Origin of the sequence: Sulfurimonas sp. C5, assembly GCF_029872055.1 — a bacterium.
GTDB lineage: Bacteria > Campylobacterota > Campylobacteria > Campylobacterales > Sulfurimonadaceae > Sulfurimonas.
The window spans coordinates 336,245-353,678 of record NZ_JARXNQ010000001.1 but is presented as its reverse complement, the minus strand read 5'-3'; the positions used below and the strand labels follow the sequence as shown (position 1 = coordinate 353,678).

The 17,434-nt window shown below is 32.8% G+C and carries 13 protein-coding genes; 6 read left to right on the top strand and 7 right to left on the bottom strand.

Translation table 11 applies throughout. The features are described 5' to 3' along the window. Window positions 1-49: 49 nt before the first annotated feature. The 3 genes from P6N22_RS01745 to P6N22_RS01735 all read left to right on the top strand — a co-directional run bounded on the left by P6N22_RS01745 (window position 50) and on the right by P6N22_RS01735 (window position 6,906). Window positions 50-3,763: a PAS domain-containing protein gene (locus tag P6N22_RS01745; RefSeq protein ID WP_280329603.1), complete on the top strand. Its 3,714-nt coding sequence runs from the start codon at window positions 50-52 to the stop codon at window positions 3,761-3,763. After that, window positions 3,753-4,991, top strand: coding sequence for a diguanylate cyclase (locus P6N22_RS01740; RefSeq protein WP_280329601.1), 1,239 nt, complete (start codon window positions 3,753-3,755; stop codon window positions 4,989-4,991). Before P6N22_RS01745 ends, P6N22_RS01740 begins: the two co-directional genes overlap by 11 nt. Window positions 4,992-5,073: 82 nt before the next feature. Beyond that, window positions 5,074-6,906: an EAL domain-containing protein gene (locus P6N22_RS01735; protein WP_280329598.1), complete on the top strand. Its 1,833-nt coding sequence runs from the start codon at window positions 5,074-5,076 to the stop codon at window positions 6,904-6,906. On the opposite strand, the gene P6N22_RS01730 is transcribed toward P6N22_RS01735, so the two are convergent. Beyond that, complete coding sequence (locus tag P6N22_RS01730; protein ID WP_280329596.1) at window positions 6,858-8,438, bottom strand: GGDEF domain-containing protein; 1,581 nt, start codon at window positions 8,436-8,438, stop codon at window positions 6,858-6,860. The genes P6N22_RS01735 and P6N22_RS01730 overlap by 49 nt on opposite strands. A 95-nt stretch (window positions 8,439-8,533) precedes the next feature. Here P6N22_RS01730 and P6N22_RS01725 point away from each other — a divergent pair, with 95 nt between their 5' ends. Further along, window positions 8,534-9,205 carry a uracil-DNA glycosylase gene (locus P6N22_RS01725; protein ID WP_280329594.1) on the top strand — a complete coding sequence of 224 codons (672 nt, stop codon included), beginning with the start codon at window positions 8,534-8,536 and terminating at the stop codon, window positions 9,203-9,205. After that, window positions 9,202-10,509 (top strand): hypothetical protein, encoded by a 1,308-nt coding sequence (locus P6N22_RS01720; protein WP_280329592.1) that lies wholly within the window; start codon window positions 9,202-9,204, stop codon window positions 10,507-10,509. Before P6N22_RS01725 ends, P6N22_RS01720 begins: the two co-directional genes overlap by 4 nt. On the opposite strand, the gene P6N22_RS01715 is transcribed toward P6N22_RS01720, so the two are convergent. From P6N22_RS01715 to P6N22_RS01695, 5 genes are all read right to left on the bottom strand, one after another. Continuing rightward, window positions 10,489-10,863 carry a YbgC/FadM family acyl-CoA thioesterase gene (locus P6N22_RS01715; protein ID WP_280329590.1) on the bottom strand — a complete coding sequence of 125 codons (375 nt, stop codon included), beginning with the start codon at window positions 10,861-10,863 and terminating at the stop codon, window positions 10,489-10,491. The genes P6N22_RS01720 and P6N22_RS01715 overlap by 21 nt on opposite strands. A 106-nt stretch (window positions 10,864-10,969) precedes the next feature. Then, window positions 10,970-12,478, bottom strand: coding sequence for an HD domain-containing phosphohydrolase (locus P6N22_RS01710; protein ID WP_280329588.1), 1,509 nt, complete (start codon window positions 12,476-12,478; stop codon window positions 10,970-10,972). Then, window positions 12,468-12,842: a hypothetical protein gene (locus P6N22_RS01705; protein WP_280329586.1), complete on the bottom strand. Its 375-nt coding sequence runs from the start codon at window positions 12,840-12,842 to the stop codon at window positions 12,468-12,470. Before P6N22_RS01705 ends, P6N22_RS01710 begins: the two co-directional genes overlap by 11 nt. Window positions 12,843-12,874: 32 nt before the next feature. Next, entirely contained in the window at window positions 12,875-13,864 is a 990-nt protein-coding gene (locus tag P6N22_RS01700) for a porin (RefSeq protein ID WP_280329583.1), read from the bottom strand. Between the two features lie 131 nt (window positions 13,865-13,995). After that, entirely contained in the window at window positions 13,996-14,742 is a 747-nt protein-coding gene (locus P6N22_RS01695) for a DUF481 domain-containing protein (RefSeq protein WP_280329582.1), read from the bottom strand. Window positions 14,743-14,868: 126 nt separating this feature from the next. Between P6N22_RS01695 and P6N22_RS01690 the strand changes: the two genes are divergently transcribed. Further along, window positions 14,869-16,728 (top strand): diguanylate cyclase, encoded by a 1,860-nt coding sequence (locus P6N22_RS01690; RefSeq protein WP_280329580.1) that lies wholly within the window; start codon window positions 14,869-14,871, stop codon window positions 16,726-16,728. A gap of 20 nt (window positions 16,729-16,748) precedes the next feature. On the opposite strand, the gene P6N22_RS01685 is transcribed toward P6N22_RS01690, so the two are convergent. Beyond that, on the bottom strand, window positions 16,749-17,396 hold the full coding sequence (locus P6N22_RS01685) for a ferritin family protein (protein ID WP_280329578.1): 648 nt from the start codon (window positions 17,394-17,396) through the stop codon (window positions 16,749-16,751). Window positions 17,397-17,434: the final 38 nt, after the last annotated feature.

Here is a 17,434-nt window from a genome sequence, read left to right as displayed (position 1 = left end):
ATAAAATCACAGTATAATAAATATAGATTAAGTATTTGAAAGTATATCTATGAAAAAACAGCCCACTCCCGTCCAGTTTACACAGGATACACAAAACTTCATTAAACTGATTGAGGCAAATGGAGACTCATATTGGGAATACCATTTAGACGATAATGGATTGTATTTTTCTGATCAAATATACAAAACACTAGGCTATACAAAAGATGAACTTACTTTAGATTACAATACTTGGAAACAAATAGTTCATCCGGATGATTTTCAAAAAGCTTCTGAAGAGTTCATAAAGCTTCTCAATGGTGAAAAAGAACTTTACCAATTTGAAATACGTGTTCTATGTAAAGATGGAACATATACATGGCTTCTCGATCGAGGACAGATATGTCAAAGAGATAAAGATAATGCAGCTACTATCATTGCAGGAACCCATATTAATATTAATAAAACTGAAAAGCTACATGAATCAATAGAAAAGACAAATCAACAATTTAGCAGTATGTTTGATAACCATGATGCCGTTATGCTTTTAGTCAATCCTCAAAACGGTTCCATTATCGATGCGAACAAAAGTGCCTCTAAATTTTACGGTTACACACATGAAGAACTCTGTAATATGAATATTACACAGATCAATGTTCTTTCAGTAGAAGAAATACACAAACGTCAAAAAGAAGCTCTCCATCATAAGCGCAATTTTTTTATATTTGAACATCAATTAAAATCTGGAGAGATACGTACTGTTGAAGTTCATTCATCCCCTATTCATACTGATGATGATGAACTTCTGTTTTCAATCATTATTGATATTACGAAGGAACATGGTAATGAGCTCAAACTCAAAAAAGTTCTTGCCCAGCTTTCGCAGGCAAAAAAAATAGCTAATCTCGGCATTTGGGAATATGATATCGTTAATAACATACTGACTTGGTCTGATGAGATTTATGAACTTTTTGAATTAGATAAAGAACAGTTCACACCCTCATATGAAAAGTTCATCGAAACAATCCACCCTGATGATCGGGAAAAAGTTGAAATAGCTTATACCAACTCTTTAAAAACAAAAAAAAGTTATCAAATAGTCCATAAACTTTTAATGAAAGATGGAAGAGTCAAATATGTTCAAGAACAATGTGATACAAAGTATGATGAGCAAGGGAACCCTCTAAGTTCCTTAGGTACAGTGTATGACATTACACAGCTTCAAGAACTGACAAATACCATCAATGATGAAAAAGAACGATATCAAAAATTAATGAGTCTGGCTTCTGACGGTATTTTAATTCTAAGTGCAGATAATGGTAAGCTCTTTGAATACAGTGAGAAGGCCAAACAACTACTTGGCTATACAGATGCCGAGATGAAAGAACTTAGCGTCTTTGACTGGGATGATATAACCCATGAAGAATATCAACATCTTATGGAGATAATGGATACCTCAGATATAAAAATAGAAAGGATTCATAAAAGAAAAGACGGTTCAACCTATTTAGCTTCTATTACTGGTGCAAAAATTACACTGAACAACCAACAGTATGTTTATGCATCTGTTAGAGATATTACGGTATCAAATCTATTACGACAAGAACAGGAAAGACTTCTCATTGAACAAAATTCTCTTCTGTCTCTTTTTGATAAAGGTGATTCATTACTGTTTAAATGGAAAAATGACGAGGCATGGAGTGTTGATTATGTTTCTGAAAACGTCGCAAAAATTTTGGGCTATACAAAACAGGAGTTCCAAACACATCAAATAACTTATTCAGAATGTATCCACAAAGACGACTTGGATAAGGTAATTCAAGAGATTAGAGGATCTCTCCAAAAAAATTCCGATTATTTCAGACATAAACCCTATAGAGTGGTCACAAAATCAAATGAAGTACGCTGGCTATTAGACTATGCAGTTACACAAAAAAACAATAAAGGTGAAATTACTCATTTTATAAGTTATATAACTGATATTACAGAGCAAAAAGAGAATGAACTGGAACTTGAAAGAGCAAAACAAACTGCTGATAAGGCTAATGCGGCAAAATCTGAGTTTTTAGCAAACATGTCACATGAAATCCGTACACCTCTAAATGGAATAATCGGTCTTACAGATATAGTCCTAAGCACAAACTTAACCCATGAACAAAGAGAATATCTTAACAAAGTACATCTTTCATCACATGCCCTTTTACATGTCATAAACGATATTTTAGATTATTCTAAAATTGAAGCCGGTAAAGTCGATATCGTACATACAGAATTTCAACTCAGTGACTTACTCAATACCATTGTCGATCTCTTTAGTTTTCAAATACATAACAAAGGTCTTCATTTTGAGATTAAAATTGATGAAAATGTACCAAATATTCTCATTGGAGACTCTCTTCGCTTAACACAAATTCTCAATAACCTTGTCGGTAATGCGATTAAATTCACATCCGAAGGTTTTGTCCATATAGATATCAAGCTTCTTTCTAGAAACGATTCTGATATAACTCTGGAATTCATTGTACAAGATAGCGGTGTAGGCATTGAACCGATAGACCAGAAAAAACTTTTTCAGGCATTTGAACAAGGAGACAGTTCTACTACTAGAAAATTCGGAGGTACAGGGCTCGGTCTTATGATCTCTAAACAATTAACGGAGCTTATGGGTGGTAATATCTGGATTAAAAGCCAAGTTGGCATGGGCTCAAATTTTCATTTTACACTCACATTTAAATATAAAGACTGCCCTATTCCAGAACAACCATCTTCTAATGAAAACCTAATAAGATCATCATCTAAACAAATTAAACTAGTCGAAGCGAAAAAAGCACTGCTTGTAGAAGACAATATTACAAATCAGCTCGTAGCAACAAGTTATTTAGAACACTACGGTTTTATTGTCTTTGTTGCTAATAATGGAGCGGAAGCGGTTGATATGACTGAAGCAAACGAATACGATATTATTTTCATGGATCTTCAAATGCCTGTCATGGATGGGTTTGATGCTGCAAAAGAGATCAGAAAATTTGATCAGAAAACACCAATTGTAGCACTTAGTGCCGCGACAATGCAATTAGATAAAGTACGGACACAAGAAGCCGGTATGAATAATCATATTGCCAAACCGATTAACAAAGTAGAACTCGAATGCGTGATTTCACACTACTTTGCAGTAGAGGAAGTAGAAACTGACAAACAGATAGAAAACGAACTCCAGATAAACGGTATCAATTTAACAAAAATGGAACAAAACTTAGCAATTGACAAAGAAAGTATTTATAGACTGTATCAGAACTTCTACACTACATTTAGTGAAGGTGTTTTACTTATAGATAAACTTTATACTAATGATCTTCAAGCATTCTATGCCTTTATTCATAAACTCAAAGGAGCTAGCGGGAACTTACAAATAGACTCCATATACAAACAATGTATTGAAATTGAAGAAATGGGAACATCAATAGAAGGTATAAAACAATTTCAGCAATCACTTGAAACTATCTTAGAAGAGATTGCAACTAAAATACTACCTTTGCTGACATCTTCAGAAACTCTTCATCTGACAAAAGAGGGAGTGATCGACAAAATTAATACCGTTGTCCGTAAATTAGCAAATATGCAGTATATTGACCAAAAAGAGATAACAACGCTTTTAGCTGCTTTAAAAGCATACATTGATGAAGAACGAATTTTTGAACTTTCCAAACTTTTTGGAAGTTTTGACGATGAAGCAATAGAACCTATTTTAAAATCTATAGCAAAGGAGCTTATGAATGAACACTAAACCAATTATTTTAGTTGTTGACGATGAACAAACCAGTATTGATATAGTTTCCAAAATTCTTAGTAACAAATATGATCTAAGAGTTGCTCATAACGGGGAAAAAGCTCTAAAAGCGATCCATTCAATTGATATAGATTTACTCTTGCTAGATATTCAAATGCCGATAATGAATGGCTTTGAAGTAGCAAAAAAGATCAGACAAGAAAAAAAACATTCGAATTTTCCAATTATCTTTTTAAGTTCCGATACAAATAAAGAATCGGTTGTAGAGGGTTTTGAGATTGGTGGTAATGACTATGTCACAAAACCGTTTCATCCTCAAGAACTTTTGGCCAGAGTCCAAACACATCTTCAAATTCATCAATTCCAAAAGTTTTTAGAAGAGATCCTCAATAAACAATCAACCATCATTGTAGTAAGTGATGGAAAAGAACTTAAATTTATCAACAAAACAGGTTTGGATTTTTTCGGTTTTAAAGATAATGATGAGTTTTTCAAGCATTATGATTGTATATGTGACACATTTGCTAAAGTTGAGGGATGCTACTATAAAAAAAGTGAAGATGACAACTGGATTGAAGATCTTAAAAAATTAGTGCCACAACAACGTTTAGTTGCAATACGTTCACAATTCCATTTATTAAGAATTTTCAATGTCTCGATTGAAAAGATGCCTAGTGCATCATTGTATGTTATTGATTTTAATGATATAACGGAGTCCAATCTAGAACAACAACAGTTGACAAAAAAAGCTATGCATGACCAACTCACTGGTATATATAACAGAAACTATTTTGATGCAAATGTACAAAGTTTAGGTAATCTCAACCGTTATGATGATGATTTTAAAGTAGTGGCATTTTTAGATATAGATCATTTCAAAAAGGTCAATGATACATACGGACATGATATCGGTGATGTTGTTTTACAGCAGTTTGTAGAGATAATCCAAACAGTATTACGTAAAACTGACACTTTCATACGTTGGGGTGGTGAAGAGTTTATTGTAATTATAACGGTACCTGATGAAACATTAATAGGTACAATACTTGAAAAAATAAGAAAATCGGTTGAAGAATATACTTTTACAACTGTAGGAAATATTACATGTAGTATCGGAGCTACACTACTACTTAAAGAAGAAAGTATTCATACAGCTATCAAACGAGCTGATACTGCACTTTATCAATCAAAAAGTAATGGTAGAAATATGATTACGCAACTATAAGAAGGGACAAAGTTTCATGTATAGCAATAAATTAGTTATTTTACTCTCTCTCTTTTTCTTTATATTGATAATATCAGTCGGAATGCACACCTATATTAATGAAAAAGACGATCTTTTTAAAAACATCGATAAAGAACTTTTAGCAGGTGCTTATGCTGTTTCCACAATTTTGGAAGAAGATTATCATCATAAAGATCTTCATAGTGTTTCACAAGAACAAGATATCCACCATATGAAAGACTTACAGAAATACGTCCAACATACTAATTTAGCATATATCTATTCTTTTATAAAAGATAAAAACGGTGATATCAGATTTTCAAGTTCAAGTGCTCCTTATGAACATATAGAAAGTGGGAAAAAAGATATCTACTCTTTTGCAGTCTATAATGATCAAACGGTTGCTAAAGTTTTTGAAACAAATCAAACAGTTTTTGAAAACACAAGTGATAGCTGGGGTAACTTTAGAAGTGTTTATATCCCCTTGCAAGCTCAAGATGGTTCTATGTATGTAGTTGGTGCAGACTATAAAATTGCAGATATTAAATCTTTACAACTCTCTCAAACGAAAAAAACACTTTGGGTCTTTCTTCCTCTTGTTTTACTGACTGTTTTGTACTTTTTAATTATTGCTCTGAATATGAAACAAACTCAAAAGACAATTAATGAGAAAACTTTACGTTTGCGCAAAGTATTTGAGACAGATAAACTTACAAACCTGCCAAACAGAACAAAACTACTTCAATATCTAAGAAAAAACCGTAAAATAGTATTGGCTATTATAGATATTAATAACTTTAAAGCTATTAACGAAATATACGGTGTTAAGCTTGCAGACAAGTTTTTAAAACATCTTGCATACGAACTACATTCGATTATTAAATATGATATGAATTTATATAAACTCGATAATGATCTCTTTTGTATTACATCAACAAATGTTGATAAAAGATATTTTGAAAGGTATATTTCTAAACTTTTAGGAAAAATGGAAAAAATCCATTTTAAGGATAAGACATATAGTGTAAGTGCCACATACACTGCAGGTGTAACACATACAGAAGATATCGGCAACCCGATTTTAGCTGCAGAATATGCTTTAGAAAATGCAAAAAAAACGGGAAAAAAAGTTTTATCGTATTCTGGTACTCATGAAGAGTTAAATGAAACTACAGGCAAAAGAAAAGTATTGGACGATATTAACTATGCTATCAAAAACAATAAAATCTTCCCTTACTTTCAACCAATTTATAATACACAAACTAAAACTGTACAAAAGTATGAAGCACTAGTAAGAATGGAGAAAGAAACCGGTGAAGTTGTCGCACCTTGGTATTTCTTACAAACTGCTATAGATACAGGCTTATATAAACATATTTCAAAAAAGATGTTGGAACGTGTGGTGCAAAAAGCAAAACTTCACCAAGATATAGGGTTTTCAATAAACATATCTGCTATTGATATTGAAAATGAATCTATAAAAAACAATATTTTACGGACTATTGTTAAAAACAATGTTGAAAAACAAATAACTTTAGAGATTTTGGAGAGTGAGGATTTTAAAAACTTCCAAGCACTCATCAATTTTGCCAAAGAAGCACAAGAACACAATATTAAGCTCTCTATTGATGACTTCGGAAGCGGATATTCTAATTTTTCACATTTAATCGATATACATTTTGATTATATCAAACTAGATGGTTCTTTAGTAAAAAATATCCTCAAAGATGAACGCTATGAAATAGTTATTAAACAGATCTTATCATTTGCAAGAGAGTTAAATTCACAAGTAATTGCAGAGTTTGTCGAAGAAAAAGAAGTGGCAGATAAACTCATAGAACTAGGAGCAGTTCTTTTACAAGGATACTATATAGGTAAACCGTCTGAAAATCTTAGTGAAGGTTTGTCTATATAAAAGCCCTGTGCATAGTCTATACCGAGACTTTGTACTTGTGTAAAAATAGTGCTTGAAAATACATATTCTGCAACTGTTTTGACTCCAAGCTTTTTCGCAAGTCCTACAATTGTTTCAACGGCAATTAATGAAGTTTTATCAGTTGCTATGTTTTCAATGAGAGTACCGTCAATTTTAATATAATCGACTTTGAGGTTAATAATATATGCAAAGTTAGAATATCCACTTCCGAAGTCGTCAATCGCAATTTTTGCGCCTCTGCGTTTTATCTCATCGATAAATCTACCCACTTTTCTAAAATCTAAAATAGCTTCAGACTCTAAAAGTTCAAAAGTAACACGTGAAGGATCAGGAAAAGCTTTTAGTTTTTCAATGATATACTGAAAAACTTCATTATTCATTACATCTTCGATCGATAAGTTAATACTAAATTCATAATCGTTCTTTTCAAATTCTGCAAATGATTTATCTAAAATAGTTTTTGTTACTTTATTATAGATCTTCAAACTTTTAGTTATAGGGATAAATACTTGAGGAGAGAGAACATTCCCCTCTTTATCTACAAGACGTGCTAAACATTCATACTTAGTCACGGCACCTTGATTATTATCATAAATGGCTTGATAATATGGGATGACTCTGTTGTTATCTACAGCCTCACGAACTGCTTGAGAAAGTTTTAAATTTTTCTCGTATTCATTCTCAAAATTCATTGAATCTTCATATATCCAATACGGCAATGCATTATCTTCTGCATACTTTAAAGCCATTGAAACTTTTGAGAATAAATTGCTGTTGTCTTGTGAAACACAAGAAGACAATGTAAAGTTTACAAAGATATGTGTCTCTTGATAATTAATCATTAAATTTTGTAAAGATTTATAAAGATTATTGAGATACTCTTTTAACTTGTAAAAATCATATTTATCATCTAATATAACGGCAAATTCCGTTCCAGAGAGTCTATAAATTGAAGTGGCTTCGAAGAGCTCTTTTAAATATGTACTGACATATTCAATAACATAATCACCGACTACAAAACCATAAAAGTTATTAATCATCTGGAAATTATCTATTTTGATAATCACTAAAGTATTATCTTCTTCATCATGTAAATCTTTTCTCAGCTGGTAAAGATTTGGCAAGTTTGTTAAATGATCGGTAAAGTAACGTAAAAAGAGTTGATTTCTATAATCTTCTATATGAAGATGTGTATGTTCATATTTTTCATGCAATGTATTTAGAACTTCATCACTCACTTGCTCCGGATTTTCTACCTGATAATCGTACACACTTAAACATGTCATATTTCTATCGTCATGTTTTAACAGAACAACTTTGGCACCAGGAAAATTTTTCTCGAGTTCACGGATTAAGTTTTGTACTAAAACTGTATTGTGGATAAAAGAGCTAATATGAAATAAAGGGATAAACTTACAACATTTTTGTACTTCGGAAATTACAGTTGGAACTTCCGTAGATGATTTTATTTTAAATCGGTAAAGTGCTAAGTCATTATTCTTTTTCTTCATATATATCCCTCGATTGGTATGTAATAATACCATAATTATGAAAATATCAAAGTATATTTTAATCCCACTTTTTATATACTCATACAATATTTTAAATGACGGTGGTAAACTTGAAATCATTTCAAAACCTTGTATTATTACAAAATCTTTACAGATTAAAACACCTTGGTTTTGAATACATCGATCATTTTGATATAAATGAGAAAAAAAGTTACGAAAAAGCAAGAACTCTAGACGAATTAATCTCAAACATACGTTCTTGTTACCTTTGTGATCTTAGTAAATCCAGATCACAAAGTATGTATGGGTTTGGGAATCCAAATGCTTCCCTTTTTATGCTAGACTATGTTGTTTCAGAATCTCAAGATACTGCCAATAACTATTTTACAGGAAGAAGTGGAGAGACATTGAAAAAGATGATTGAAAATGTTTTACAAATTGATCATAATTCCATTTATATGACGCATGCCATAAAATGTAAACCTTTACATACAAACAAACCTTCAGAGTCTGAATGGAATTCATGTAAACATTATCTTTTTTCTCAACTTGAATTTATTAAACCAAAAGTTATTGTTACATTAGGGGAAGATGCATATGCACACCTAACTGGCGATACGAACAATTTTGAAAATGTCAGAGGACATGTGATAGATTTTAAAGGATATAAACTTATCCCGATTTATCATCCTCAATATCTTCTTAGAAATCCGGAATCTAAGAAGATAACACTAAATGATTTAAACACTATAAAGAGTTGTCTATGAAAAAATTATTTTTAATTCTATTAGTACCTTTTGCCATTTTTGCGCAGAGTTACCTTGTTTCAGACATTCCTCTTCCAAAAACATATGTATTGGATCTCGATCCTTATGAATGTGATGAAGATTGTTTACAAGAGTTTTTAGAAAAGGATCAAATCTTTTCTTTTTTAGCACATGCACATAGAAAACTTCCAAATAAAGAGCTTGAAGAAGCAAGAATGATCAATGCAGCAATCTTCAACATTGGTGCTTCCAATACAAATGCAAACTTTCGTATAGCTCTTTTACTGCCATATAAACGCATAGGTAAGTATGCAACATCAACGACAAATGCAGTTTTTGCTTATCTAGTAACAAAAAGTACACCGTTTGATATGAAAAGCTACACCATCGAAGATGAAAGCTATGACACTATTCAAGCAGCACTGCAACAAATTCAACAAGACGGTATAGAGTTTGTAATTGCACCCCTAACGAAAGAAGGTGTAGAAAATATCATCTCTATTGATCCTGAACTAAGTATATATTTTCCTACAACGAATAAAAAAGATGTTGAAACAACTTCTCCATACTTAAGTTTCGGAGGTATAGATTATTCAGCACAAAGCGATATGCTTTTAAGAGAAGCCGTATCTCGACTTATTATATTCTCTGGTACTTCAGAAACAGGAAAAAAACTTGCACTTTATCAAGAAGATAGATTTTTACACCCTAATATTGAACATGTAGAGCCTAGCGCATTTTCTCCTGATCATGAGCTTGTGATGCCTACTCAAACGGATGAAACTCCTAAAAAAGTTTTCAAATATTACATATCAACAAGAACAACAAATCTGGAAAACTATTTGAAAGATAATGAAGAGATTGTAGCAGGTTCATTTTTGATTAATACACCAATCATAAAAACAGGGATGATTATGTCGCAATTAACACTATACGATACGAATGCGACTAATGTACTTTCAACACAAATTAATTACAATCCCCTACTCCTTTCTATGACACAATACAGAGATAGAGAAAATATGGTGATTGCTAACTCAATTACAAAACAAGACAATGTACAAATAGAGATGAATTCACTTATCGGCAATGATATCAAATACGATTGGATCAATTACTCTACTATTGTCGGTGTTGATTATTTCTATTCACAAGTTACAGGGGAAGCAAGAGTATATGATCTTGCTATAAAAGATGCTCAAGTAGTTTATGATATTGAGCTTTTAAGACCTATGAGAACAAAGTTCGCAAAATATATCCCTTCACAACCACCGGAGCCTGAATTAGAAGAGACTGAGAATTAACTCCTTAGTCTCTTTATCCATTTTTTTAATGGCACCTTCAAACGATATATGTGCCAATAATATCTCTAGTTCAAAAAGTTTTTCAGCCTCTTTATATACAGTTTGTTTTAACGTGAAAGAAGCTGCTTTCATCTCTATCAGTTCCGTTTTTACATCTAAAATATCACCAAGTTTTGCACTTTTAAGGTAATCTGCTATGATTTTTTTAGCCACAAAGTGTCCATCATCTAAAACAGGTGTCAATCCTTTGTCAAAAAATGCCTGACTTCTGGCTCTTTCACAAAAGTTCAGATAATTTGAATGGTAAACTATCCCTCCCGTGTCTGTATCTTCGTAATAGACTCTAATTTTCATTATTTAATCACCTAGGTAAAAATTCATATATTCAAAACGTAAATAAATGCTATTAATTATACAAAGGTCTCGCTTTTAGACTGCTTTGTACTATCTGGAACTCTTTTTAAAAAGTATCTTTGAGTTTTTCACGAACCGCTAAAAATTCATCCAAGTATTCAAAAAATATATCTACAAGTTCCGGATCGAAGTGTTCGTCCCGTTCCTCTTCAATCAATGAAAAGATTTTTTCATCCGGCCACGCTTGTTTATATACACGATCACTACCCAAAGCATCAAAGACATCTGCCAATGCAGTAATACGGCCGTATATATGGATCTCTTCAGCTTTTAATCCTCTAGGATAGCCTCTTCCGTTCCACTTTTCATGATGTTCATGTGCTACGATAGCTGCAGCTTTAAGAAGTGGTCTATGAGAGCTGTTGAGCATATCGTATCCGAGTCTCGCATGCTCTTTCATCTTTTCAAACTCTTCATCCGTAAATTTACCCGGTTTATTCAAAATAGCATCTGGAATTGCAACTTTACCGATATCGTGCATAGGAGAAGCCTGTTTTAACATCTCCGATTCCTCTTGACTCAGTCCGTAATGACGTGCCAATATACGAGAATATTCTGCAACACGCTTGACGTGGTTACCAGTTTCTTTGGATCGGCTTTCACCGATGGCACCCATTGTAAACACAACTTCGCGTTGAGTATCTTCGATCTCTGTATTTAAGGCTCTAATCTCATCCATGGCATCTTTCATACTTGAAATCATTTTATTAAAAGAATTACCCATTTGACCCAATTCGTCATTACTCTCTACACTTACCTGTGTTGTATAATCTTGCGTTACTGTAATATCTCGTGCCGTCTTAGACAAACGGCTTAGCGGACGGATTAAAGAGTTTGCAAAATATAAAGCAAACAGTAAAATCATCAAACCGCCGATAAGCAGAGTAATAAAAAACCATAAACGATATTTTTTTACAATTCCGTATGCTTCATCTTTGTCTTCTTCCAATACAATTGTGATAGAAGGGAGTGTTTTTAATTCTTTTTTAACGGCAATTTTTTCACTGAACTCATAAGGTCTAAAAAATGTTTTTCCATCTCTATCAAGAATAAAATATTGACGTGTTACCGTATTGTGAAAATATGTTTGAAGATTGCTCAGTTCATATTCTAGGTACAACACTGCTATTTTTGAATGATCAAACGGAGAATAGACATCAATATGATATATAGGTGTGTCATTAAACTGTTGTCCAATCTGCGCAAAGTCACTGCATGCTATGATATTTCCTGCAAGATTGACAATATAAAGATCTCCTTTTAGATGTAAGTCCTGTTTTTTATTTTGTAACAAACGGCTGATTCTACGATCTAAGTCTTCTGTAAATATATCAGTCATTATCTCGGACTTAGCAATAAATGCAAGATCGTCTTGAATATTTTTGATATGCTGGTCAATACGATCATTGGTCATATCAAGCTGTGTTTCAAGCTCTTTGGTAATACGTTGCAACTGCTCTTCTTGCAGAGATGTTCCAAAGAAAAACATCGTAATTGTATAGGGTACTAAACTGATAAGCAGAAGAAATAAAATAGTTTTAATTTTAATACTCATAAATCACCTTTACGGTTTGATTTACCATACTCAAAGGTATATAGGCAATTGCTCCTTCAACATTACTCACAAATAACAATGCAGCTTTATATGAAGCGACTGTTGAAGGTGGTGTTATACCTTTGAAATGTTGCTTAATCCAATACTTATTTAATTTATTACGCTGCATTATTAAAACACGTTGCTCAAATTCCAGGCGTCCCTCATTGTTAGCCAGCGTATTTATAGGGATCACTTTTTGATTTTCAATAAAGTTTTGTCTGCGAAGATACAAATTGCGCAATTCGTTCTGAGATATTTTATTCACTGGAGAATCTGCTTTTACAATGACGGCATACTCTGCTGCTTGTAAAATGCCAGCCATGAAAAAGATGAAAAAAACAGTTCTCGTTAACATTAGAATAGTACCGAAAATGAAGCTAACAATTTATTTTGGCTACTTTGTTCATGCCATTGATATTCTGCTTTTAGAGAAACAGGATAAATCGGTCTGTAACTGTAGCCAAAAAGGAAAATCTGATCTTTACCTATGAGGTCGTTATCATCAAAATACTCATAACGGGATACTAATGCATGTTGTTCTGAAAACGGATAAAGCACTTGAACATAACCACCCATAGACTTGTCGTTTTGCAAGTTTTTAGAAGTACTTTTTCGAAGCATATATTCTGCGCTTACTTCAACAGGTTCACCCGTATATTTTGCATTAATTTGTACAAAATTATATGTTTCATTTTGCAGTGTAGTAAACTGCCCTATTCCTCCACCTATTGAACTATCCATTGTAAGCTCATGCTCTAAAGTAGCCCCGACAAAATGATCGGTCGAGATATTGATGTAAGATTTATCTAAATCCTCTGTTTCTTGTGCGAACACATGATATGTTGTATCGTATGAACTGCCTAAAAAACCGCTAAGTGCAATACCTGTAAGAAATTTTGGAAAAAGGTAACGTGAATATAATGGATTTGATGTTGTGTCACGTAAAACATTAATAGGCTGAAAATTCCAATAACCTATTGGCGTAATCTGCTTTCCTGCACGTATTCCAAAATTATCTGAAAAACGATAATCAAGATAAACTCTCTCGGCATGAAAAGGTGTATTACTTTTATCATTATGAGCTTTAAAGTCATAAGTATAAAAACTCACAGCTTCAAACTCAACCATATAGTTTAACTGCGGTGTTAGTTCACCGTATGCCATTACGGCTACGTCATCTACTTTAAATGAACGTTCATATTCACCTTGTGCGTATTCAGTTGAAAAATAACCACCAACTGTCAGCATCTTGTCAAATGAGTATCCGTTTCCTATTTTATAATCAGTATTATCGACAGCTTGTAAAAGCAATAAAGGGAAGAGTATTAAAACTATGTATTTCATGGCATTCACTTGTAATGAACTATATTCTGTTTGTTATGCCATTTTATTAAAAAACAAATAATTAATCAAGAGAGTCTTTTAGTAGTTTTAATTGATATAAAAGGGAAAAATATAATCTTTTTCCCTTTGTATTAGAACTTAAAAATTAAACTTGTTGTTTGAGTAAAATCTCTTTTTTCTACACTGACAGCAGGTTTTGAATCATAATCGTAATTCACTTTAAGTGAGATAAAAAACTTTTTATATATATGTACTTGTAGCTCTAAAATATTTGTAATTATGTAGTCGTTCAGGTCTCCAAATTTCGGCTGGTAATATCCTACATAACTGATTGTTGAGTCATCTCCAAGTTGATTAGTATACGATAAATAAAAATTAGTTCTTAGATTATTTTCATGAGGGTCTATATTTGTCGTATATTGTATATATTCATAAAATCCACCTATCCCTGCAAACAGTTTTCCCATCGACTCATGAACAAGATAAAAACGATACCCCCCACCTGCTAATGAACGGTTTTTTATTTTTGTGAACTCGTTTGTTTGTACTTGAGCGAACAACTCGTAATTGACATCTTGTTTCTCATAAAAAGTATGGATATAACGTAAATGCCCATATGACTTATTTGTATTTTTTATACCTTCAACTTCAGCATAATTAACACTAGCTTCTGCCCATATCACATAAGAGCTGTTATTGTCATATTGAACTTTGAGTCCACCTTTATATTCGTCTTTGTCAGTATTTCCTCTGGCATTTTCAATAGATGCTTCCAAGACTCCGCTGACACCTGGATTTTTACCTATTTCTACCGGAGCAACGCTTACAACTCCGTATAAAGATGAAAAGATAGTTAAAAAGAGAATAAAAAACTTCATTATCGTCCTTGCAAAAAATTTTGCAATTGTATTGTAATCCCAGTTAACCTTATAATAAATCACTAAATTTTCAAATTTTTGTATTTTGTTGTACAATAAAGTTACCAACTTTGGAGAAGTCTATAAATGAATAGTAAAATATATCTTCGTTTCATCATTTATTTTCTTCTCTTTGGTCTAGTTGTATCTTTTGCTACATTTTTCATAAACTCTATTGTGCAATCTAAAAATATAACCAAAGAGATTAGAAAAAATGCCCAGCATTTCGTAGAAGCACAAGAGAATATGAGTAGACTTTATATACATCATTTAGAACAGGATCTCTATTCGATCATAAACAATCCTTTATTTCTTGATTATATAAAAGATTCTTCTGTTGAAAACCTCACTTTAGTACAAAAGCTATTTTTAAATGTACTGATGGCAAATAAGGCTTACTTTCAACTTCGTTTTATCAATTCACAAGGAAAAGAAGTTATCCGTATCGAAAGACAAAAAGGGAATAATAAAGCCTTTATTGTTGATGAAAAAAATTTACAGGATAAATCACAACGATACTACTTTAAAGAGACTATTAAGCATGAACATGGAACATATTGGTATTCCAAACTGGATCTCAATGTAGAGCATGAAAAGATCGAAGAACCATACCGCCCTACTATGAGGATTTCCATACCTGTAACTTTTAAAAATAAATCTCAGGGACTAGTAATTATCAATGTTGATATGTCAGACCTGCTTCACTTGCTGCAAACCTCTAATGAGTTTTATGTATATTTAGTTGATAAAGAGGGTTATTTTATTCTTCATCCAGATAATAAAAAATCCTGGAGCCGTTACCTTGGAACCAAATATACATTAATGAATGAATTTGTCAATGAAACACCCAAAAAGTTTTTACAAAATGAAAGCTATCAGAGAGATAACATGTACTCTTTTTCTTTAGAAAAAGTGTTCAAAAATGGTGAAGATATCCACCTTGTACTACGTACCCATGATAACTATCTGGCATCATTACATGAAGATAGTTCCAAATTAACATTATACTTAGCACTGCTAATCTTTTTTATCTCGGTTCCAACAGGAATTATTATTGCATTTAAACCCGCTAAAATCCAAGAGGCACTCCATCGCACTTTAAATGAAAACCTGAAAAAGACAGATATTATCGATAAGTATGTATTAACATTTACAACAGATACTGACGGACGATTTAACACTATTAGTACAGCATTATGCAATTTAACTGGATATGAAAGATCAGAACTCATAGGGGAAAAAGCTTCTATTTTCCAAAGCGGCAATACATCTCATGAAACATATAGAAAACTTTGGGATACAATCAGTAGCGGTAATGCATGGCATGGTGAACTGCAAGATAAAAATAAAGATGGTGACCTGTTTTGGTTGGAAACTACAATCCTCCCTTTATATGATGAGCATCATATTTTCACAGGCTATATGTCTATCTCCTCAGACATTACAAGTAAAAAACTTTATCAATTAATTTCCGAGCATGATAAACTAACTAATATCTACAATAGACATAAACTTGATAAAACCTTGGAAGAGGAGTTTCAAAGAGTTGCGCGTTACAATGTAGAGTTGTCTTTAATCATCCTTGACATAGACCATTTTAAATCGGTCAATGACACATATGGACACCAAGTTGGGGATTCTGTTCTTATAGAGTTGACAAAACTTTTAAGAACAAATATAAGAAACACCGATATCATCGGTAGATGGGGTGGTGAAGAATTCCTTATCATCTGTACAAATACCAACCTTAAAGGTGCATATGATTTGGCAGAACATCTTAGAGAAAAAGTTGCCGCCTACAACTTTACAACAGTGGGTCATAAAACATCTAGTTTCGGAGTAGCTGCATATAGTGAAGGTGATACGATAGAATCGCTTTTAAAACGTGCGGATGATAATCTCTATAAAGCAAAAGAGAGCGGTAGAAATAAAGTTGTTTCAACTTGAAAATAGGCAAAAGCCTATTTTTAATAAAGATGTTCCCTTTTAAAATACTCTTGAGGTACTTTACATAAAGGACACGCTTTAGGCGGTTTTTTACCACGATGAACATGACCACATACCTCACATACCCAGTACTCGTCTTCATTACTGTTAAAAAAGCCCTCATCTTCCAACGCTTTTTTGAGTGCAGCATATTCCCTTTCATGCTCCACTTCCACTTTTGCAATCGCTTTTAAAAGACGTGCTATATCTTTATGCCCTTCAGCTTCTGCTATTTCGGCAAAATTCGGGTACATTTGTGTATGTTCGTAATGTTCACCCTCTATGGCTATATCAAGGTTTTTCAGAGTTTCATGCATCTCGATGCCGTACTTCAATTTGTTGTATGCTTCATATTCTGCTTTGGCATGGTATTTTTCGTTCATGGCAGCTTCTGCAAAATGATCCGCTATTGCATGCCATCCTGCTTCACGAGCCAGTTCTCCGAAAAATTCATACTTGTTTCTAGCTTGAGATTCACCTGCAAATGCTTTCATAAGATTTACAGCTGTGAGATCTTCTGTAATACATTCCATATGTTTACCGCAACATACAAGTGTACCGCCTCCGACATGCTGTACTTCTACTTCATTACCACATACACTGCATCTATATGTTTCATACTGTCTCATACCATACTCCTTGAATTTGTTCTATGGATAAGTATAAG